The sequence below is a fragment of the Candidatus Neomarinimicrobiota bacterium genome (assembly GCA_041862535.1).
Classification (GTDB): Bacteria; Fidelibacterota; Marinisomatia; order SCGC-AAA003-L08; family TS1B11.
Window position 1 is genome coordinate 1 of the sequence record JBGVTM010000104.1, and the last position, 20,021, is coordinate 20,021.

At 57.6% G+C, this 20,021-nt stretch carries 19 protein-coding genes; 8 read left to right on the forward strand and 11 right to left on the reverse strand.

Annotation, left to right across the window (positions count from 1 at the left end):
- Positions 1-48: 48 nt before the first annotated feature.
- Positions 49-561, reverse strand: a complete 513-nt coding sequence (locus ACETWG_03950; protein ID MFB0515742.1) for a DUF1844 domain-containing protein — start codon at positions 559-561, stop codon at positions 49-51.
- Positions 562-565: 4 nt separating this feature from the next.
- Positions 566-2,665, reverse strand: a complete 2,100-nt coding sequence (gene recG, locus ACETWG_03955; GenBank protein ID MFB0515743.1) for an ATP-dependent DNA helicase RecG — start codon at positions 2,663-2,665, stop codon at positions 566-568.
- A gap of 241 nt (positions 2,666-2,906) precedes the next feature.
- Between recG and ACETWG_03960 the strand changes: the two genes are divergently transcribed.
- Positions 2,907-3,740: a class I SAM-dependent methyltransferase gene (locus ACETWG_03960; protein ID MFB0515744.1), complete on the forward strand. Its 834-nt coding sequence runs from the start codon at positions 2,907-2,909 to the stop codon at positions 3,738-3,740.
- Between the two features lie 25 nt (positions 3,741-3,765).
- Here ACETWG_03960 and ACETWG_03965 read toward each other — a convergent pair whose 3' ends face one another.
- The 9 genes from ACETWG_03965 to ACETWG_04005 form a co-directional block, all read right to left on the reverse strand.
- Complete coding sequence (locus tag ACETWG_03965; protein ID MFB0515745.1) at positions 3,766-4,671, reverse strand: phosphatase PAP2 family protein; 906 nt, start codon at positions 4,669-4,671, stop codon at positions 3,766-3,768.
- Entirely contained in the window at positions 4,668-5,648 is a 981-nt protein-coding gene (locus ACETWG_03970) for an NAD-dependent epimerase/dehydratase family protein (GenBank protein ID MFB0515746.1), read from the reverse strand. The genes ACETWG_03965 and ACETWG_03970 overlap by 4 nt, the downstream gene beginning before the upstream one ends.
- A gap of 54 nt (positions 5,649-5,702) precedes the next feature.
- Complete coding sequence (locus ACETWG_03975) at positions 5,703-6,833, reverse strand: N-acetyltransferase family protein (GenBank protein MFB0515747.1); 1,131 nt, start codon at positions 6,831-6,833, stop codon at positions 5,703-5,705.
- Positions 6,834-7,040: 207 nt separating this feature from the next.
- Positions 7,041-8,156 carry an N-acetyltransferase gene (locus ACETWG_03980; GenBank protein ID MFB0515748.1) on the reverse strand — a complete coding sequence of 372 codons (1,116 nt, stop codon included), beginning with the start codon at positions 8,154-8,156 and terminating at the stop codon, positions 7,041-7,043.
- A gap of 216 nt (positions 8,157-8,372) precedes the next feature.
- Positions 8,373-10,883, reverse strand: coding sequence for a M1 family aminopeptidase (locus ACETWG_03985; GenBank protein ID MFB0515749.1), 2,511 nt, complete (start codon positions 10,881-10,883; stop codon positions 8,373-8,375).
- 140 nt (positions 10,884-11,023) lie between these two features.
- Positions 11,024-12,100 carry a questin oxidase family protein gene (locus ACETWG_03990; GenBank protein MFB0515750.1) on the reverse strand — a complete coding sequence of 359 codons (1,077 nt, stop codon included), beginning with the start codon at positions 12,098-12,100 and terminating at the stop codon, positions 11,024-11,026.
- 41 nt (positions 12,101-12,141) lie between these two features.
- Positions 12,142-12,702, reverse strand: a complete 561-nt coding sequence (locus tag ACETWG_03995) for a GNAT family N-acetyltransferase (protein MFB0515751.1) — start codon at positions 12,700-12,702, stop codon at positions 12,142-12,144.
- A gap of 54 nt (positions 12,703-12,756) precedes the next feature.
- The gene (locus tag ACETWG_04000) at positions 12,757-13,440 is read right to left on the reverse strand and encodes an HAD family hydrolase (protein MFB0515752.1); all 684 of its coding nucleotides are present in this window, start codon (positions 13,438-13,440) and stop codon (positions 12,757-12,759) included.
- Positions 13,437-13,775: a tRNA-binding protein gene (locus ACETWG_04005; protein MFB0515753.1), complete on the reverse strand. Its 339-nt coding sequence runs from the start codon at positions 13,773-13,775 to the stop codon at positions 13,437-13,439. Before ACETWG_04005 ends, ACETWG_04000 begins: the two co-directional genes overlap by 4 nt.
- 306 nt (positions 13,776-14,081) lie before the next feature.
- Here ACETWG_04005 and ACETWG_04010 point away from each other — a divergent pair, with 306 nt between their 5' ends.
- The 7 genes from ACETWG_04010 to ACETWG_04040 form a co-directional block, all read left to right on the forward strand.
- On the forward strand, positions 14,082-14,600 hold the full coding sequence (locus tag ACETWG_04010) for a TlpA family protein disulfide reductase (GenBank protein ID MFB0515754.1): 519 nt from the start codon (positions 14,082-14,084) through the stop codon (positions 14,598-14,600).
- Between the two features lie 25 nt (positions 14,601-14,625).
- Positions 14,626-15,225: a thioredoxin family protein gene (locus ACETWG_04015; GenBank protein ID MFB0515755.1), complete on the forward strand. Its 600-nt coding sequence runs from the start codon at positions 14,626-14,628 to the stop codon at positions 15,223-15,225.
- 239 nt (positions 15,226-15,464) lie between these two features.
- The gene (locus tag ACETWG_04020) at positions 15,465-16,712 is read left to right on the forward strand and encodes a hypothetical protein (GenBank protein ID MFB0515756.1); all 1,248 of its coding nucleotides are present in this window, start codon (positions 15,465-15,467) and stop codon (positions 16,710-16,712) included.
- 220 nt (positions 16,713-16,932) lie between these two features.
- Positions 16,933-18,408 (forward strand): hypothetical protein, encoded by a 1,476-nt coding sequence (locus ACETWG_04025; protein ID MFB0515757.1) that lies wholly within the window; start codon positions 16,933-16,935, stop codon positions 18,406-18,408.
- Between the two features lie 34 nt (positions 18,409-18,442).
- Complete coding sequence (locus tag ACETWG_04030; GenBank protein MFB0515758.1) at positions 18,443-18,922, forward strand: hypothetical protein; 480 nt, start codon at positions 18,443-18,445, stop codon at positions 18,920-18,922.
- A complete protein-coding gene (locus ACETWG_04035; protein MFB0515759.1) occupies positions 18,906-19,481 on the forward strand; it encodes a hypothetical protein in 576 nt (191 codons plus the stop codon). Before ACETWG_04030 ends, ACETWG_04035 begins: the two co-directional genes overlap by 17 nt.
- Positions 19,478-20,021 (forward strand): hypothetical protein (locus ACETWG_04040; GenBank protein ID MFB0515760.1); only part of this gene is annotated, 544 nt, incomplete at its 3' end. The genes ACETWG_04035 and ACETWG_04040, both read left to right, overlap by 4 nt.

Consider the following 20,021-nt stretch of genomic DNA (forward strand, 5'->3'; position numbering starts at 1 on the left):
AGTAGGAACGAGAACAGAAGGAGAAAAACGGCGATTAGGCGATGGGCTCTAGGCATCATTTTCATCCGGGGCAGGTGATTTGGCTGATTGATCGTTTTTGGTGCCGCTGGACTTCTTCTGCTTGGCACCGGCGGCCGGGGTCTTCTTTCGCCCAGTGGGCTTAGCCTCCTTGACGGCGCCTGTCCGTTTACGTGTACGTTTTGCTGCCGGCTTCTCCTGATCAGCTGTCGGTGTAGCCTTCTCTTCCTCGGCCACCTCACCTTCGGTTGCTTCCGCTTCCGGTTCCGCAGGCTTGCTGGCTTCGGTTATGTAGTTCAGCTTCAGCTGTTGCAGTGAATCCAGCAGCAGCCGGTCTTCCAGCTCGGTGCGGTTACCGGTCGTTTTCCGATTTAGCATGTCCAGCATGTCGATGATGATACCCGCCGCTGGAATATTACGCTCGATTTTATCGGAAATGGGATGCTTGATCTTGCCCAGGGCCACCCAGGCCTGGGTGGTAAGATCGGTTACGAGAGTGATGAAGAGTTGGTCGTCAGTGAAACTGGTCTGGGTTTCGGTCATAGTGCTAGCTGATGGTTACAAAATCCAATTGGTGACGGTACTTTTGGATGAGAACTTGTTTCAAGGGCTGGTGTTCCCGCTGGCCTAGATTGGGGTCGTTCCGGATCAGTGAAAAGGCCGCTTGCCGGGCGGCCCGAATGATGGGACCGTCACTTGCCAGATCGGCCATGCGCATCTTCTCGAAGCCGTGCTGCCGAACACCGAAAAGCTCTCCAGGGCCGCGCAATTTAAGGTCTTCGTCGGCGATTTCAAACCCGTTGACAGTACGCTCGATGATGCTTAGCCGCTGGCTCGCCTCGTCCCCACCACCACGTTGCACCAGAAAACAGCGTCCTTCCTGGGCGCCCCGGCCAATCCGCCCACGCATCTGGTGCAGCTGCGTCAGACCGAATCGCTCGGCATTTTCCACCAGCATCACGCTGGCGGTGGGCACGTCAATCCCGACCTCGATAACCGTGGTGGAAACCAATATCTGCAGTTCCCGTGCCTGAAAGGCGTTCATGACCGCCTCCTTGGCGATACCCTTCATGCGGCCGTGAAGATAGCCAACCTTAAGGTCGGGGAAAACCTTGTCCCTCAGGTGGATAAACCCGGCTTTGGCTGCCTTCAGGTCCCCTACTTCCGATTCCTCAATGACCGGAAAGACCACAAAGCATTGCCAGCCTGAACGCACCTCCCCGCGTATATAGGTGTAGATCTCCTCCAGTTGCTCAGGTTCCACTACCTGGGTAATAACTCCACCCCGGTTTTTAGGCATCTCATCCAGCAGGGAAACGTCCATGTCTCCGTGGTAGGTGATAGCCAGGGTACGGGGGATGGGCGTCGCGGTCATCGCCAGCACGTGGGGGTAGACTCCCTTGTCCATGAGCCGTCCCCGCTGCACCACGCCGAAGCGGTGCTGTTCATCTACGATGATGAAGGCCAGATCCCTGAAGGCTACATCTTCTTGGATGAGAGCATGGGTGCCGACAACCAGTAGCATCCGGCCATCGGTCAGATCGCTGAGCAGGGAGGCACGTTCGGGTTTGGGAGTGCTGCCGGTAAGCAAGGCCATGGGGAAGTCTACCCCGGTGGTCAGGGCCTTAAAGGCCTGGAAGTGTTGCTCGGCCAGAATTTCGGTGGGAGCCATCACCGCTACCTGTGCCTGCTCCCCGGCCACGATGGCCGCCGCCAGCAGGGCCACCACCGTCTTGCCACTGCCCACATCGCCCTGCAAAAGGCGGTTCATCATCCGTCCCGATTGAAAATCGGCCCGTATTTCACGCATCACCCGCACCTGGGCCTCCGTGAGCTGGAAGGGCAGACTACGGTAAATCTGGCCCACGATGGGGCCTAGCTCGGGAAATTTACGTCCCGGAAGCGCCTCCAGTGACCGGCGCCGCAGGGCCATCAGCAGCTGCAGGAAAAAATGCTCATCGAATTTCAAGCGGTGGGTCGCGCGACTCAGCCATTCCTCGTCATCCGGCGCATGGATCTGCTTCAAGCTCTCCGTGAGGGTCGGCAGGCTGTACTGGCCGCGGAAAGCGGAGGTAAAATGGTCCGGCACGGCAGCCAGCCGGTCCCAGCAAGCGCGAATGACCTGGCGGAATCGACGGCTGTCCAGACCCTTGGCCTTCAGACCAGCCGTACCGGGGTAGAGCGGAACAATCTTACCGGTGTTCAGGGGGTCCTCGTCCTCGTCCAGGAGGTCGAAGTCGGGATGCACCATTTGCAGATGCTGGTAGAATTCCACCTTCCCGTGGACGGCCACCCGGTCCCCTACCCGGAACCGTTTCTGCATCCATTCCAGGCCGTGAAACCAGACACAGGCCAGGGTCCCGCTGTCGTCGGTGACGGTGACCTGGAAGAATTTGCGGTGGCGGGTGTATTTAATGCCCTGTCCGACCACCCGGGCTAGAACGGTGGCCTGCTCGCCGATTCGCAGGTCGGAAATAAGGGCCACATTGCGCCGGTCTAGATAGCGCCGGGGGAAGTAATACAGCAGGTCCGCCACTGTCATGATCCCGACCTCTGCCAGCGCTTCCGCGCGAACCGGCCCGATGCCCTTAACGTACTGAACCGGATCGCTGAAGTAGAGACTGGGTGCGGGTTGACTGTTCGTCATCTAGGACCGTGGCTGACCACAGGCACAAAAGAATTACTTCCTGATGTTGTCCAGAGGGCAGCCTTCACTCGCAGGCAACGGTAGCTAAACATTTTCCTTGAAAATAATCTAATATGAATTTACCTTAAATTTAGCTTCATTATATCCCCAAGCTCTATTGTCACTTTAAGTGCAGAACTGCTTGTATAAAAGGCCCCCTCAAGGCAGAAGCCCGGATCAATAATAATTTAACTAGGGACCAATGACGCACGCGAACCACCCCCCACAAAAAATTGATTTTGAACTGCTGTTTCTCATCAGTGTCCTCAAGCTGAAATCCCTCCACTATGGCTACTGGCAAGATGACGATGAGCTGACTCTGGCCAACCTCAGAATCGCCCAACAGCGGTATACCGATACCTTAATTGATCTTATTCCCGAAAAGGTATCGAATATTCTGGATGTCGGGTGTGGCATTGGTGATATCTCGGCCACGCTTGCCGAAAGGGGGTATAAAGTCACCGCGATATCCCCGGACGAAAATCATCGGAAGTATCTCGAAAACCGGCGCGACGGGAATTTGATCTTTTATCAGACGCCGTTCGAAAGATTCAAATCGTCGGAAAAATTTGATCTGGTCCTGATGAGTGAATCGCAAAACTATTTTGACAACGACGTCGGCTTTCAGCAGGCGGTCGCTCACCTGAACAAGGGCGGCTACCTGCTGGTGTCGGGGACATTCAAAAAGCGCGAGACCGATCTATTCAGGCGGGTCATTAGCATTGAGGATAAGTATCTGGAACGCGCCAAACATTATGGCCTGAAACTGATCAGGTCCATTAATATTACTGACCATGTCCTTCCGCAGAGCCATTTCGAAAACAAGGTTTATCGCGAGCACATTGAGCCCCTCATCGAGATTGCCAAGGACTATCTGGGCCGCACCATGCCACTGCGACTGAAGCTGCTCAAACTACTCCACCGCAGGGCTTTCAATTTCCTCACCGAAGTATATGAGGATCGCACCCAGCGTGCTGACCCCGAGCTGTTTGAACAGAACCTCAAATATATGCGGTTCCTGTTCTCCTATTACTAGACCTTCCCACCCTGGAACGTGCCCGCTAACCTGATGCCTCCTTATGGGTGCCAGGTTCCACGCTCAATCGCCGGTAAATCCAACTCCATAGGATATAGAACAACGCGCCGGTGACTAATCCCGCCAGGGAGTCAATCGCGTAATGGAAAGAGCCGTAGATCGTGGAAATCGTAAGCCCCATGATAACGGCAATAAAGATAGCGCGCATGGCGGGAGACCGGGGCCGCAGCAGTAAGTAGATTGCCACGGCCTCCCCAACATGGGAGCTGGGAAAGGCCCCGGCGGCGCTGTCACCCGTAGCGTAAAGCAGATCAATGAACGGCCCGAGTAGGCCTTGGCCGTGGAACCGGAGGAACCGGTCGTCCAGGGGACCCACCACTGGGAAAAGGATAAAGATAAACATATAGGTCAGGAAAGTCCCCAGAAACACAAAGGCATATCTCAAGAAATCCGGGGATACGCTGGTCCCCGCCTGGCGTGCTGACTTGCGTCCTTGCCGCCAGGCAGTCCAGAACCCGCAGGCGACGATGAAATAGTAGGTGAGGTAAAATAAGTGAAAGATTTCGCGCCACCAGGGCCCGGGCAGCTGGTCGGCCAGAAAACGATGCGGGTGCCCTCGAAACAACCAGCGATCCCACCCCTTCACCAACTCATCAAAGGTTGCTCCGCTGTGAAAAAGGGTTCCTACCAGCTCTATTTCGTAATGCAGCGGTATCAGCAGCAGCAGGGGATAAAACCAGCGCAACCACGCTCGCGGTCCGGAGGGGGTCGGAATGCTCGAAAAGCGTAAAACCATAATGATTAGAATCACATGGACCACAGCATTGACCAGATAGAACAGGCCGAAATAGGACCCCACGAAAGTGATGGCAAAAATCCCCGCCAGGTACCATAGCAGCAGCCGATCGAAATGGTAGCGCACGGATTTCATAGCCAGCCGTGGGCTCGATACCAGGCCGTCGTTTCGGTAATGCCTTGTGCCAAACGCACGCTGGGCTTGAATCCCAGCTGCTCAGTGATCAGGTCGGCGCTGCAGGTCCAGGCCCCCTGGCGCAGTTCCCGCAGCTTGTCCGGTGTCAGGCGCGCCGGCTTCAATCCGACCAGTCGACCGATGGCCATCACCCCTTCTGCCAGCCGAACCAGTCCCCCGGGAAGGGGCACTGGGATCGTCCACGTGCGGACGGCCTCAGCCACCAGGGCGGTGACATCTCGCAGGTAGTGAATCGCCTGGCCGTCGTTGATGAAGTAGGTTGACTGCGGCCGGGTCTCCCGCGTTAAAACCAACCAGATGGCCTGGCAGACGTCCCTGACATGGATGAGGGAAAGCTCCAGATGCCCGCCTCTGAGGCTCGGACGTAGGTGCCGGGCTGCCATTTTGAAAAACCGCCACACGTCCTGATCGTGGGGACCGTAGACCGTCGGTGGTCGGATGATTGACCAGGGGAAACCGGCCGCGGCTAGGGCTCGCTCTCCGCCCAGTTTGGTCTGCCCATACCATGAGATGGGTGCCACCGGTGAGTCTTCTGTGAGCGGCTCGCCGGGACGGGCGGGTCCCGCCGCCGCAAGGGTGCTGAGCTGTACGAACCGCCTGAGAGGCATATTAGCCTGATTAACGGCCGTCACCAGCGCCTCCGTCCCCTGGCGGTTGACCCGGTCAAAGGCGTCGTAGGTGTGGCCCCACAAACAGCCCGCCAGATGCACCACCGCCTCAACCGACGCCAGGGCACCCGCCACCGCCGGTCCAATATCGGTTACGTCACCCACCACCACGGCAACTTGGGAGCGCAGCTCCTCAGGCAGTCGGTTGGGATCCCGCAACAAGCACGTCAGCTGGCACTCCCGGGAAAGCAGATAAGGGACCAGGTTCTTGCCGATAAAGCCCGATGCGCCCGTCAGAAAAATGTGCATGAATGGAAACTCCCGCTAAAGGGCCCCATCAGGGGAGATGGTATACCTGGATAACTAGTCGCTTTCGTCCGTTGCGATAGGTTGCCCGTAGATACGGTAGGTCTTGGCTTTGCGGGCGCCCAGCTTCGCGTACGTCTGGTTCATGACGGCGTTGTCCTCCAGGACCCACGAGCCCTCGATCATGCGATATCCCTTGGCTATACCGGTTTGGAAAACGTTAAGGTACAGGGCGGCATCGATGCCCATGCGCCGGTATTGCTTGAGAACCCCCATGGCAAAGCCCCGCATGGAGGTGATCTTGCGCTTGTACCACAGCAGCTTGAAAAGGCCGAATGGAAAGAGGCGACCATCCGGCAGGTGGGCCAGGGCTTCATTGATGTTGGGCAGAATCAAGGAAAAGCCGGCTACCTTGCCACCGACCTCGGCGAAGTAGACCAACCCAGGATCAACCAGTAATTTGAGGTCCTTGGCCATATGGACGAACTCCTCGTCGTCCATCCAGAGAGCACCCCAGTTCTCGGCCCACGCCTGGTTGTAGACCTGCTTCACCAACTCCACCTCATACCAGAAACGTTTCATGTTTGCATTACGAATGGTGAAACGCCCCAGGCTCTCCATTTTACGCAAGTGATCGATAAAGCGCTGCGGGAAATCCATCGGCGTATACAACTCGTAGGCCCACACGTCCTTCACCTTAGCAAGGCCCAACCGGTCCAGATGCTCGGCGTAATAGGGGTAGTTGTAGGGCATCAAGATCATGGGGGGTGAATCGAAAGCGTCCATTAAAATACCGATGGTTCCGTTAATATCGGGACTGAACGGGCCCATGATCTCGGTGGCTCCGTACGGCTTCAGCCAATCCCGCGCTGCATCCAGAAGGGCGGCGGTGACCTCCACTTCATCCACCATGTCCAGGTAGCCGAACATGCCCACGTTGACGTTGTAAACCTCGTTGTGCCTGCGGTTGTGGAAAACGGCGATGCGCCCCAGGTCACGCCCGTTGCGGGTGGCGAGGAAGAAGGCCGCGGAGGCATGGCGGTAAAAGGGGTGCTTCTGCGGCGAGAGCTGGGCTTTCATGTCAAGCCGCAGTGGCGGGACCCAGTAAGGATGCCCCTTGTAGAGCTGGTAGGGCAGATCGATGAACCGGCGCAACAGAGCCGGGCGGTTAACCTCCAGGATACGCAAAATAGGTTCCTTGTGCTTGAAATCCCAATTTACACGGCCGGACCCCGGGATGGTAGGTTCGTAATCAAGTCTGTTCGGCCATGGCTGGAGGTGAACTCAAACCCACCACCGGACGGTTTCTATCGCTTACCCAATTCCGGATTATTCAATGACTGCCTGGGTCGCATTCCGGTGCCCGCATTGAACTTCGCGCTCCCTGGTGGGCGCTCACGAGATGGATTGGCCATAAATGCGGTAAGTCTTTATTTTTTGAGCGCCAATTCTTTGCAGGGTGTTGTTCATGATGGTGTTGTCTTCCAGAATCCATGACGCCTCTCCCACATGGTAACCTTTATCCAGCCCGGTCGTTAAGGTTTTTAGGTAAAAAGCGGCGTCAATACCCAACTGCCGGTAGGGTTTCAGCACACCCATCGTAAAGGCCCGTAGAGAGCTGATGCGCCGCTTGTGCCAGAGGAGCTTGAATAGCCCCAGAGGAAAAAGGCGTCCACCGGGCAGATGCCTGAGGGCTTCGTTAATGTTGGGCAGAGCAATAGAGAAGCCCGCCACTCGGCCGTCGACTTCCGCGATGTAGGCCAGATCGGGATCGACCAGCAGCTTGAGGTCCTTGGCGATGTGGGCGAACTCCTCGTCGTCCAACCACAGGGCACCCCAGTTCTCGGCCCACGCCTCATTATAAATCTTTTTCACCAACTCCACCTCATCCCAGAAACGTTTCATATTGATCCTGCGAATGGAAAAGCGGCCTCTGGCTTCGATTCTCTGGATGAATTCGATCAATCGCTGGGGAACCTCCACCGGCGTACGCAGCTCGTAGGTCCACACATCCTTCACCTTAGCGAAGCCCAGCTGTTCCAGGTGCTGGGCATAATAGGGGTAGTTATAAGGCATCAGGATCATGGGCGGCGAATCAAAAGTGTCCTTAAGAATGCCGATGGAGCCGTTGACATCGGGGTTATATGGACCCTGGAGGTGGGAGGCTTCGAACTGCTTCAACCAGGCGCGCGCCGCTTCCATGAGGGCCGCCGTTACCTCAATATCATCCACCATGTCCAGGTAACCGAACATGCCGACGTTCACCCGGTATACCTGGTTGTGCTTGCGGTTGTGAAAGACGGCCATGCGGCCCACATCGCGGCCGCTATGGGTCGCTAGAAAAAAAGTGTGCGCTACGTGGCGGTAGAAAGGGTGCTTGTCCGGCGACAGCTGGGTTTTTATATCCACCCGCAGCGGAGGCACCCAGTAAGGATGCCCTTTATAAAGCTGATATGGGAAGTCTATGAATCGGTCCAGGTGAGCCTTGTTAGATACTTCTATGACATTCACATTTTCCCCCTTTATATAATTTAATCCCATTTACTCACCGGTAAACAGAGGGAAAGGATGTTTAAAATTTCCTGCTTCCAATGACCCTTGCACTAAGCTGCTGATAAAGATCACCCACTGCGATGTCTTAGGCTGCCTGCTGGTTCGCCTGTAGAGCTTTACTTCCGGAAACGGAGATCTTTTCGGAAGAGTCCGCCATCAGCCCCAGCCGATTGGCTAGTCGCTCCCCTGCTGAATCTTCGCGATAGCCTCCCTGGCCGCCCCGCGGTGTTTGAAGTGCGCCTCCCGCTCAAGGCTGGCCTTCAGAGCTGGAATAGTCTTGGGATCGCCCAACTTCCCCAGGGCTCTGATGGCGGCGGATCGCACCCGGAAATCGGGGTCCTCCAGCAGGGATACCAGCCGGTCTCGAATTTCCACCCGCCTGACCGGGACCACGTCAGCCAGGTCGGCCAGGGCGGCGATGGCGCCGGTGCGGACTTGAGGGGGCTGGCCGTAAGCCGCCCAGGCGAGGGCATGGTCCACTCCGCGGGGATCGTTTAGCTGCGCCATCCCGTCCAGGGCGCTTCCACGGATAACCTCCTGGTCTGAGGCCACTTCCAGGGCCTCCACACATAGGTCGTAAGCGTTAGGGGTCGCGATTCGGGCAATGCTTCTCACGGCGGCCGCCTGGGCATAGTAGCTGCTGTCGCCGCGGAACACTTCCTCCAGGGCGGCTGCCACCTGCTCATCACCGGTATAATTCCCTAAGGCCGCGATGATCGCCTGCCGCACCTGAGTATGCTCGTCGTGCAGGTTGGCCAGCAACGAGTCCCGGGCTGCCTTGGTCTTGATCTTGCCCAGCGACCAGGCCGCCTTGGAACGGACACCACGGAATGGGTCCTGCCGTAGTGCGGTGCCCAATGCAGCGCTGACCTTGCGATCGGTGTATTCGGCCAGCCACTCCGCCGCCCGCATCCGGCTCAAGTCACCCGCCTGGGACAACTGCTCCAATACCTCCCCCTTCGGCTTCGGGAAAGTGAGCTCCTTGAGCACATGGTCATTGGGATCGAATTCCACGCGACTGGGCTTGGACGGGACCGGTAGGTAGAAAATCTCTTCGGCCTTTTCCACCTGGATGATGAAAGTCTCGCTGCCGAAGTCCCCGGTGACGGCGGCTTCGATGGGCATCTGGAACAGGGGTGTCAGCTGGTCCACCGTCTGGACCTGCTTGACTTCCAGGGCCACGGCTTGTCGCTTCCGATCCCATTTCCAGGACACCGCGTACTCGGGATGGCCACCGTGGTAGATCCACTGGTCGAAAAAGCCCTCCAGCGAGCGACCGGTGGCATCCTCGATGGCCTGCTTGAAATCATTGGTTTCCACGGTGTGCCCGGTGTGGGTTCGGCCATAATGCCGGATAGCCTTCCACCATAGCTCGTCCCCCAGCAGCGTGCGGATCATATGCAAAACCAGAGCCCCCTTCTGGTAGCTATGGCGATCGAACATCTGTTCCGGGTCCTCGTAGCGGTTGGTGACGATGGGCCGCCGGTACTGGCGGGAATCCTCCGCCAGGTAGGCCCGGCGATAGCCATCCAGCCTCAGGATAAACTCCTGACGCCCTTTGTCATGCTCAACGTAGAGCGCGTCGAAATAGGTGGCAAATCCCTCGTTGAGCCAGATGTGGTTCCAGTTCTTGACCGTCAGTAGATCACCCCACCACTGGTGCGCCAGTTCATGGGCCACCAGACCGGCGCTGGAGACGTCCAGCTGGGCCCGCTCATCATGCAGGGTGTTTTCGGTGAGCGTGGTGGCGCTGATATTCTCCATCCCGCCCCAGATGAAATCGGCGATGGTGGTCTGGGCATATTTCTCGTAGGGGTACCGGATGCCGATCATCTCTGAATAGTAGCCTATTATATCAGGGGTCTTGGCGAAGGAGCGCTCGGCCTTATCCCGGTACCTGGGCTCCACATAATAGAAGACGGGAATCCCCTCCCACTCATCACGAACCTCGGCGAATTCACCCACCACCACTGATACCAGGTAGGTCACGTGGGGGACGTTCTCCCGCCAGCGGTAGGTCACCGTACCGGTATTCTCATTGCGCCTGACATCCAGCAGCTCGCCGTTGGAAATGGCCAGCTGGCCTTCGGGGACGGTGACGATCATTTCCGTAGTCATCTGGTCGTTGGGGGCATCATAGCAGGGGAACCAGTAGCGGCTTTCCTCCATCTCGCCCTGGCTCCAGATCTGCCACGGTTTGTCGGGATAGGCCTCGTCGGGCCGGACAAAGTAGAGCCCCTTTCTGGGCCGGGCCTGGTAGGCTACCTCCAGAATAATGGGCTCACTACTGGCATAAGCCTTGTCCAGATTAATGATGAGCTGTCCATTTTCAACGCTATAAGCTAACGGGCGATGACCCCTTTTTGAAGTGGTCTCAATGGCTACGTCCACCTTCAGAGCTACCGATTCAATGGACAGGTCAACCGCATCGAAAACTACGCGGGTAAGGCCGTCATTGATGGGGGCAAGGGTGGTGGTTGCCGTGCCCATGACCTTTCCCTCCGCGTGGTCGAAGGAGATATCCAGCTTCAAGTGCTGAAGATCGTAACTGCGGTCCCGTGTATAGTGGATTGTGGAGCGCTCATTGCTGAATCCCCGGTCCTGGGCCGACCCCGGGAGAACCAGGGCCAACAGGACTACGACTAAGCTGGCAGACCAGAAGAGAAGCCGTCGGTGCTGATTCATGGAATAAGACCTTCCTGATGCGAGGTGGATGATATATAACCTTTCAGGAATGGGAAACGATGACAGACTAATTTAGTGCCTCGATAGGGAGGCGCCAACGGCGTAGTCGGTGCATATCACCGCCCTTTAGCCGTGGGTGCTTATTCCTGGGTGTCGCCGCTGGATTTGTCCTGGCTAGGGGGTGACAGACGTGCCACCGCCTCCCAGGCGGCAGCCAGGTATACGGGCTGAGAATGAACGGCGTATTCGCGCAGGCAAACGTCGCTGAAAATGATGGCATACTCGCTCCCGGTGGCGACCGCCTGCTCCGCCAGCTGCTGCCGGTCTTCGCTGGGTTGTTCCCAGGTCTCGATGGGATTGGCCCGGCCATAGATGGCATACATGGCCCCGGCAAACTGCCAGCCATACCGCAGCAGAGCGGAAACCCCCTCCGGCCCCACGTACCGGATGACGTCGCGCAGGGCACTGGGAACCGCTACAGCCAGTATGAAGGGAATTATTTTAATGGGATCATGGCTGTGAGCCAGAAATACCCGCGCCATGGCCTCGGTAGTCTGGGAGATGAGTTCCGGAGGCTCAGCCGGGATTTTCACCAGGTTGATGACCCCGGCGAAGGGGGAAAATCCACTGAGACCCTGCAGCCCCTCGCCGATCTGTTTGAATCTGCGGGGGCGCTTTTTATACTGCCATTTAATCCGCGCTAGTGCCTCCACCGGTAACAAGCTGCCGGCAGTGGGGCTGCCGAGAATTCCTGGTAGCCTCAAAAAGCGCGCCGCCCAGTAACCCATGCCTCGCGCCAGCTCGCCCCGGCGCAGGTCCGTCTCCTCGAGAGCCAGGTTCCGGATCGCCTGTGCTGTCCGGATGAACCCGTGGCCGGCGGCACCGGCTATCCCTGGCGCCAGGCGTAGTACCCAGTCCCGCAGGACTACCGCCCAGGGCGCTTGCCGCAACTCACGCTGGAAAAAGGACACCCAGTCACCGATCCTGGTCATATCCCCTAGCGCCGACCGCCAGTTGTCGCGCGTAAGAGGTTGTTTCGCTCCCGGCATCGGTTCCAGGCGGCCCCGATAGTCTTGCACCCAGGGAACCACGGCATTGGGCTGGTCCAATGCCATCAGGGCGGCGGCCACCACCGGGCCAGCATTGGCCTGCGCCTCGCCGTACTCGGGACTCAATCCCGCCAGAATTTGCAGGGCCTCATCGTAAGCACCGGGCAAACTGAACCTCCCTTATCGTCACTACCGCTCCGCGATCTGTCTTACGAGCTAGTGACATCCTCCTTGCATAACTCGAAGTTGTGATGGTCGACACGTTGGCCCTGGATAACGAGATATTTCCGTTTGGTGCCCACGTATCGGAAGCCGCATTTCTCCAGCACCCGTCGGGAAGCCGGATTGTTGACCGAGCAGTCTGCCTCGATGCGTTCAACCGGCGTCTGGCTGAATAGCAGGTAGACAATGCTTTTCACGGCCGCGGTGGCATATCCCTGCCCCCAGTGCTCCGCGCTGATGGTGTATCCGATGCGGGCCAGGCCGTGCACGCGGGATGCGATTTCCAGCGTCATCCAACCCACCCCCACGCCGGTCTCTTCGTCCTCAATGATCAGAATATAGTCATTCTGCTCCAGATCAAATGCTTTTTTCGCCTTCTTGGATTGAATGTACCGGCGCAGCTGCTCCCGCCCCAGCGCTGTGATCGGCTGGTGCTGCTGGGCCTCCGGCTGCGCCCGCCACTCAATTAGCTGCTCCACCCACTTATCAGTGAGCGGAATTAAACGCACCCGCTTGGTTTGATACTGAGGAATGTCCTCTTCTCTCATTGGTATCCCACGATAGTGATCAGGCTCATCGGCGTATTCATATCATGGGCTACTTTAGATAATGTCAGGTCCCTGGGCGAACCCCTCCAGCAGTGCCGGTGTGATCTCCCCCAGCGAGTCCACCACCGCGTGAGCCCGGGGCATGTCCTCCCGGGGGACCGTTCCGGTCAGGGCGATTGTCCAGGCACCGGACGAAAGGGCCGACTTGAGACCGTTGATGGAGTCCTCCACCACCACCGCTTCCCTGGGCGCTACCCCCAGGCGGCGCATCATCTCCAGGTAGGGCTCGGGATGCGGCTTGCTGTTAGCGGTCATGCCGCCATAAACCACCTCCTGGAAGTATTGCCTCAAGCCCAGCTTCTGCTCCATCCACGAAAAGATTTCGCCCGGGGTGGAGGTAACCAGTCCCAGGCGATAGCGCCCCTTAAGCTGTGCTTGAAGCTCGAAGAACCCATCTTTGTAATCCAGTTCCGCCTCGAACGCCGCGAGGACGTACTGCCGGCCCTTCCGGCGTAGGATCTCCACCGGCTCCCTGATGCCATAGCGGTCCCGGGTCAGCTGGTAGAAGCGCTCCTCGGTGCAGCCCCGGAAAAGCTGCCAGTCAGCCTGCGGGATGCTGACGCCATACTCCCGGAAAAGCCGCTCCTCCGCCCGCTGGTACAGGGGCTCGGAGTCCACCACCACCCCGTCCATGTCGAAGATAACCGCTCTGATCTTGCCCGGTACAGGATGAGTCACTTCAGGCGGGCTCCGTTCTCGATAGCCCTGTCGGGCTGCAGCAGGCGCACCGCGCCGCCGGACTCGTACACACCTAGCACCAGCACCTGGCTCTCGAAATCCCCGATCCGCTTGGGCGGGAAGTTGACCACGGCAATCACCTGCCGCCCCACCAGCTCCTCAGGCTGATAGTGGTCGGTAATCTGCGCGCTGGAGGTCCGCTGACCCAGCTCGCCGAAATCGATCTTCAGGTGATAAGCGGGCTTGCGGGTCTTCGGTGCCGGACGGGCCTCCAGAATCGTTCCCACCCGGAGGTCTAGCGCTGCAAAGTCATCAAGTGTGATCGTCTTATCCATCTTGCTCCCGCTAATATATGACAATTTAATGCCTTCAATATAATGGATGCCCTTCTCTTTCTGGAGCTGCTCCCGATGAATTCTCTTGAAAATTGAAACTGGGCCCTGGTTCCGCCGGGAACAATGGGTTTACTTTATTGTTTGAGTCGCAATTAACTTCCACTGTTACAAGCAAACGGTCTCGCTGGCGCAACCAACATTGAAGGGTGCGGATAAGTCGTTACTCTTTGAAGCTGCTAGGGGCACTTATGGCTGGTCACTTTCATCTACAGTAAGGGATTGAGCTGCTTGATTGGTTTGTATAGTATGATTCGGTTCTTATCGCCTCACCAACCGTGGCCCTATGCGCTATTGGTGGCGGTTGGGCTGGCCGGCTGCGGCCCGGCTACCACTCCCATTACCCTTGAGCGGGCGACAGCTGCGAACATCCTTCAGAAAGTGGCCGCGCACCAGGGCCGGGAAGCGGTACTGGTCAACTTCTGGGCCACCTGGTGCGCCCCCTGCGTGGAAGAATTCCCCCTGATCGTCGACCTGGATCGCCACTATCGCCGCCAAGGTCTGGCAACCTACTTCGTCAGCGTTGATTGGCTGGATCAGACCGGACGGGTAACCGCCTTCCTTGAGCGCCAGGGAGTAGCTGGCCTGACCTTCATCAAGGATGAAAAGGATAATCCCTTCATCGACGGAATTGCCCGGGAATGGTCTGGGGCCATTCCCTTTACCATCGTCTATGGCCGGCAGTCCGGGGCGGTGGTGGATCTCTGGGAAGGAAAGGCCCCCCAGGAAAAATTTGAGGCCGCCATTCAGGCTGCCCTGTTGCACTAACCGATCAACCGAAGAGGAGGGTCGAATGAGATTGCCCCTGAAAGTACTACCTGTTGTTCTACTGCTGGTTTCCGGTATCTTCGGGAAGGAGCTGGCGCTGGGCTCCGGCATCCCCCTGGCTGACTCTACGATGCTGGATGTGAGCGGCAAGCGGCTGAGCTTGAGTGATATCGCCGGCCCTGAAGGCCTGGTGGTGATATTCTCCTGCAACACCTGCCCCTGGGTGCATGCCTGGGAGGGGCGCTACGTGCAGCTGGCCGGCACCTACGTGCCCAAGGGTTTCGGCTTCGTGGCTGTCAATTCCAACAAGGCCTACCGGAATAAAGGCGACGGCTACGCCGACATGCAGGCCCGCGCTAAAGATAAGGGCTACAACTTCTACTACACCTTGGATAAGGATTCCCGGCTGGCCATCGCCTTCGGCGCCACCCACACCCCCCACGTCTTCCTGTTTGACGCTGACGGCAAATTGGTCTACCGGGGGGCCATTGACGACAATTCCAAGCACCCCGAGCAGGTGGAAGAGGCCTACCTGGCCGATGCCTTGGATGCCTGCCTGGCTGATAAGCCCGTCAAGAAGGCCACTACCAAAGCCCTCGGCTGCACCATCAAGTTCCAGGACTGACTTTCTTCTTAACGGACGTTTCCCCCTAAGCCCCCGGGATCAGGTGCCTTGATGGACCGGCCTGGGGGCTTTTCTATAACTGGGCGTGACTGCAGGTTTTAGCGTCAAAACCCCGTATAGCACCCTGCGGGCGAATTTCCTTGCCTTTCCCCGCCGTCGGAGGTAAATAGTCCCCCGTTCCGTTTAGGAATATGCTCGTTTTGGGGCATATCGGTCCAATCATCACGAAGGGTCCTATCATGCGAAGCATACTTTTCTCGCTTATCTTGTTGGTCGGTGTCCTTTCTGCTCAATCACAGCTTTATGAGGACGCTTATCGCAAAGCCATGGCGGACGGTAAGGTCAGTAAGGATGAGCGGGAAATGCTGGATTTGCTCCAGAAAAGCCTCGGCCTGGAAGAGGATGAGATCCTTGAGATTCAGCGCCGGGTAGCCGGGACAACGGAGGTCTCCATCGGCCTGTCCCGGACAGGCCGGCGGAGAGTCATCGCCCAGAACATGCTCTATGGCAACGGACTATATGGTTGGGCCCTGCCCTATGTTTTGGGTGTCGAGTCTGGGTCGGTTTATGCCGGCATGCAGCTCCTGGCGATCACCGGTGGATTCTACTTTTCCTGGCAGTACACCAAAAACATGGATATTCCGCTCGCCCGCGCCACCTTCCAGAATGCCGGCAGCGGATTGGGCCTGGCTTCCGCTTATCCCCTCGTTATGTTGATTGGCCCCGACCGCTGGGAAGAGTTCGATCCTGAGGCCAAGATTCTCTTGACCTATATGATGGTGTCGGTGCCGGTGGGTATTGGTATGGGAGACCGGCTCTATCGGCAGTGGCGGCCTTCCGATGGCCAGGCCCTGGCCATTACCAGCGCCGGCGGGCTGGCCAGTTTTAATGCCCTTATGGGTCACTTGCTCGTCACAGCCGAAGAAGGCCCCAAAGATGAGGAGAATTGGCTCCGTTTGAATAGCCTCCTCCTTTATGGCGGCTACTTGGGCGGTAGCTATCTGGGCTGGCGCCAGTTCTCGAACGAATCCCTCACCATGGGCGACGCTTACTTCATGTCGTTAGGATCCCTCCTGGGAAGTATTATGGGCCTGGAATTGGTCTTGATAACAGAACCCGACTACAAGCCTCTCCTGATGACTCTACTCCTTTCGATAGATGGCGTCACTTATGCGGCCTACAAATTGGGGAGCGGATTTGATCTCACTACCGGGGAAACGGCTATTGTGGGCTTAGGCAGCTTCGCCGCGTACACCGCCTTCCGCGGTATTACTTATATCCTGGACCTGGATCAATCCAGCAAAGGCTTAATGGTAGGCGACATTATCAGCTATATGACCGGCGCCTACTTGACCTTCCGGGCTCTGGAACCGCAGCGCGAGATTGCGAGCGCTCACAATCAGTCCTTTCGGCTGGCTGTGAGTCCTACCATCCTGACAGCGGGTCAGCACCCCGTCCCGGCTCTGGGCGTGAATATTCAATTCTAAGCCTGGGGGATATCTCTGGCGGCAGGTACCCTGGTACCACCGCCTGCATATTGACCCTGCCTTCATAGTCCCCACCGTTACCCTGCCGGCGGCTTTCCTTAATCTTTCACTGACAAATCTTTTACCATCTTTTGACAATGCCATGACAACGGTGATCGCTGGATTGTGCAGATTCACGCGGAAGTGAGAATGGAACCCAACCAAAGAAGGGGTAATTATCATGAAGATTATAAGCCATTGGATTCTGGGCCTGAGTTTGCTCATTTCGGCTCCTGTCTTTGCCCAGGAGAAGGAAGCCATTTTGCCGGCACAGGCCAATGCCATTCGGGCCCTGGCCCGGGAGCAGGGATTCACTCCGGCAGCCTTGAACGAATACCTGACCAGCAAGTGGGGCGCGCCGCTTTACAGCCTGAGTCGGCAGGATGGCGCCGAGCTCATTCGGCTCTTCCAGTCCGATAACCCGCCTGCCCCACCGGTGATACCGCTTCCCGCCGAGACACCGGCCAGGGCGGCCGAAAATACCGAAAAAAGGCCACCACCGGAACCGATACTGGCTGAAATCCTGGAAGTGGGCATGTCCAAACGCTTCCTCCTGGTCGATGGTAACATCATCCAGGGCACCATTATGAAGATAGTCGAGGATATCTGCCACATCGAGACCATCGATGGCTTGCTGAAGATTCCCGCCGGTGCCATCCTGGAAGAGACCGCCCACATCACCAAGAAAAATGACACCCGCTATGTCGGTCCGGTTCTGAAGGAGACCCCGGAAGAGATCGTCCTGCGATCCCCGTACGGGGATGTGGTCGTTAGTAAGAAAGACATTAAGGATATGGATCGCTATCATGGGGGCAGAAAGGTCCCCTGGGCGGAGGAAAAGAAGACCTTCTACCGCGGTGAGGCAGTCCTGACCGATGTTCTCATGGATCCCACCGCCTTTCCCCTCCCGGCCAATACCGTCTACCTCAGCGGCCTCTCTCTAGGCTATGCCTTCACCGACCGGTTCATGGTTCGCAGCAGCTTTGGTAGTGATTTCATGGGTGATCTGAATCTCCACCCCCTCTTCCAGTTTTACAAGCGGGAGACGGGTGTATCCGAGGTGGGCGCCGCTATCGGCTTGCATATGTTCAACCACCATCCCATGCAAACACTCGTGGCCAAATATGCTCAATATGTCGTTAATGATACCCTAAATAGTTCCCTTAACGAAATCGGTTTGGATGTCTCTGAGGTTATGCCCGACCAGTCCCAAAAATTCTACTGGGAGACCTATCTGGTTTTATCCTCCCGCCGTTCCCTGGCCACCGGCCGGGGGAAAATGGGCTGGCACCTCGGGTTTAAGACCAATAGTCTCATCCTGAGTCAGCCCGAACTCGTGGCCGGTTGGTCCTGGGATAAAAAGAACATGGTGCTTCCCTTCCGGGCCTGGTTGGCCTTTGAGTATGACCTGTCCAAAAGACTGAAGCTGCAGATGAAAATGTGGGCCGATAACGGGCACAAGTTCCGCACCGTCAATCAGACTGTGAAGGACTACATGTATGATGAGACGCCCTTTGTGCTCGACTCACCCAAGGGTGACTACCGGACGGTGGACTTCGACTTCGGCTTCCTGTATGCCTTCGGCGAGACCTTCCGCCTCGGCATCCATTTCCAGGAACCTTACCTCCTGCTCTACTGGGAGTTCTACGAGTTATAATGGATAAGATTATCGCTGTCAGAAGGAGACCGCTATGCACCGGGTAAATATTGCAGTACCATTGCTGCTATTCTTGATGTTTGCCAGCCCTTTCTCCCTCAGGGCTCAGGAGCAGGGAGCGGATCTTTCGGCCCGCAATATCCGCGCCCGCAAGCTGGCCCAGCACTGGCAGGATGAGCGCGTCCAATTGACCCTGGCGGATGGCCGCTGGATAGAGGGCCAATTCGTAGGGGCGGATTTCTACAGCTTCACGCTGGACGTGCAAGGCGAGCAGCTTGTCTTCTCCATCGATGAAGTCACGGCGGTGACATTGAAGCCGGGCCCCACGGAAGCCGGCCTGGCCTTGATGGGTGGAATTCTTGGTGGTGGTCTTGGAGTCGGCATTGTAACCCTCACCGTCCCGGGAGCCGATCCGACGGCTTTGGCCACGGCCGCGCTCCTGGGCGCCGGGGTAGGCCTATGGTGGGGCTACAAGACCTTCTACCAGGAGGTGGTCATTGAGCTCACCGAATAAGATGCCCCGCCGCTGGTTTCAACTGCTTTTCATCCTGGCACTGGCTGGCCTGTGGGGCTGCTACAACAACGCCCACCTGCGAACGCAGCGCCTGCTGGAACCGAATGAAAGGGTGGTCTCCGGCAGCGGTGTGCTGTCAATTAGCCCCGAGGAAATGGATGGCGACCCCGGTTTTACGGGCGTTGCCGGCTTGCGGGGGGAAGTCGCCCTGCTCATCGGAAGGGAAAAGGGTGAGGCCGGTCTGTATGCCGGTATAGGTCTCAACGCCAACGATCCCTTACCGGATTATATCCTCGGGGGAGAACTGAAACGCTACCACCTGTCTTCTTTTGGATCCCCCTGGAAATTCGGTCTGCAGGGCGAAATCAACCTTACCCCGAGATCCTATTATCGCAGCGGCAAAGTCCTGCACAACTGCGCCCCGCGCTGGTTACGGCCACCAATGAGCACCGAACCACTTATGCCGGCTTTCACGGCCTGCTCGCGCTCGGCAGCCTGCAGCAGGGTTATTGGGAAGAGCCGAGGGGCTACCGGTTCAGCAGTCTGGGCGTTGGTGTGACGCTGGGCAGGGAGAGGTTCTCCCCTTCCGGTATCTCTACCCAGTTTCAGGTGGATGCTTCCTTGATACAGAGCACTTATCATGGCCGCCGGGAGACCCCAGGCGGCGGCAACCGTCATCGCTCCGGTATCCTGGTGACTGCCAGTATGGGATTGAATCTCTTTACCTCCTCATCACGCCTTGGTACCGCACCCCGGTCCCATGCCGTACCACGTACTCTGCCAGTAGCGCTGGCCCAGGTCAAGCCACCGAAAAAGCAGCAGCCCCAATTTGATCCCGCGACCGGTGAACCGCTGGATCAAAAGCCCGAGCTGCGGTTCGATCCCCTGACCGGCCTGACCCTGGAAGCTGAACCGGATACGACTCAATTGCGCTTTGATCCCGCGACCGGTGAACCGCTGCCGTTCCCGTCTGTGATCAGAGAGCCCACAGTAGCCGCCGCTGAAGTACTGCCACTGACAGAGGCGGAAATTAGAACCTTAGCAGTAGCCGAGGCTGCCAAGCACCACGAACGCGGCATCTGGCAGGTTGGTGGCGGTC

What these genes read in the sequence shown, in the direction of transcription:
- ACETWG_03950 (MFB0515742.1), bottom strand. Translation starts at nt 561, where the DNA reads ATGACCGAAACCCAGACCAGTTTCACTGACGACCAACTCTTCATCACT.
- recG (MFB0515743.1), bottom strand. Translation starts at nt 2,665, where the DNA reads ATGACGAACAGTCAACCCGCACCCAGTCTCTACTTCAGCGATCCGGTT.
- ACETWG_03960 (MFB0515744.1), top strand. Translation starts at nt 2,907, where the DNA reads ATGACGCACGCGAACCACCCCCCACAAAAAATTGATTTTGAACTGCTG.
- ACETWG_03965 (MFB0515745.1), bottom strand. Translation starts at nt 4,671, where the DNA reads ATGAAATCCGTGCGCTACCATTTCGATCGGCTGCTGCTATGGTACCTG.
- ACETWG_03970 (MFB0515746.1), bottom strand. Translation starts at nt 5,648, where the DNA reads ATGCACATTTTTCTGACGGGCGCATCGGGCTTTATCGGCAAGAACCTG.
- ACETWG_03985 (MFB0515749.1), bottom strand. Translation starts at nt 10,883, where the DNA reads ATGAATCAGCACCGACGGCTTCTCTTCTGGTCTGCCAGCTTAGTCGTA.
- ACETWG_03995 (MFB0515751.1), bottom strand. Translation starts at nt 12,702, where the DNA reads ATGAGAGAAGAGGACATTCCTCAGTATCAAACCAAGCGGGTGCGTTTA.
- ACETWG_04005 (MFB0515753.1), bottom strand. Translation starts at nt 13,775, where the DNA reads ATGGATAAGACGATCACACTTGATGACTTTGCAGCGCTAGACCTCCGG.
- ACETWG_04010 (MFB0515754.1), top strand. Translation starts at nt 14,082, where the DNA reads ATGATTCGGTTCTTATCGCCTCACCAACCGTGGCCCTATGCGCTATTG.
- ACETWG_04015 (MFB0515755.1), top strand. Translation starts at nt 14,626, where the DNA reads ATGAGATTGCCCCTGAAAGTACTACCTGTTGTTCTACTGCTGGTTTCC.
- ACETWG_04020 (MFB0515756.1), top strand. Translation starts at nt 15,465, where the DNA reads ATGCGAAGCATACTTTTCTCGCTTATCTTGTTGGTCGGTGTCCTTTCT.
- ACETWG_04025 (MFB0515757.1), top strand. Translation starts at nt 16,933, where the DNA reads ATGAAGATTATAAGCCATTGGATTCTGGGCCTGAGTTTGCTCATTTCG.
- ACETWG_04030 (MFB0515758.1), top strand. Translation starts at nt 18,443, where the DNA reads ATGCACCGGGTAAATATTGCAGTACCATTGCTGCTATTCTTGATGTTT.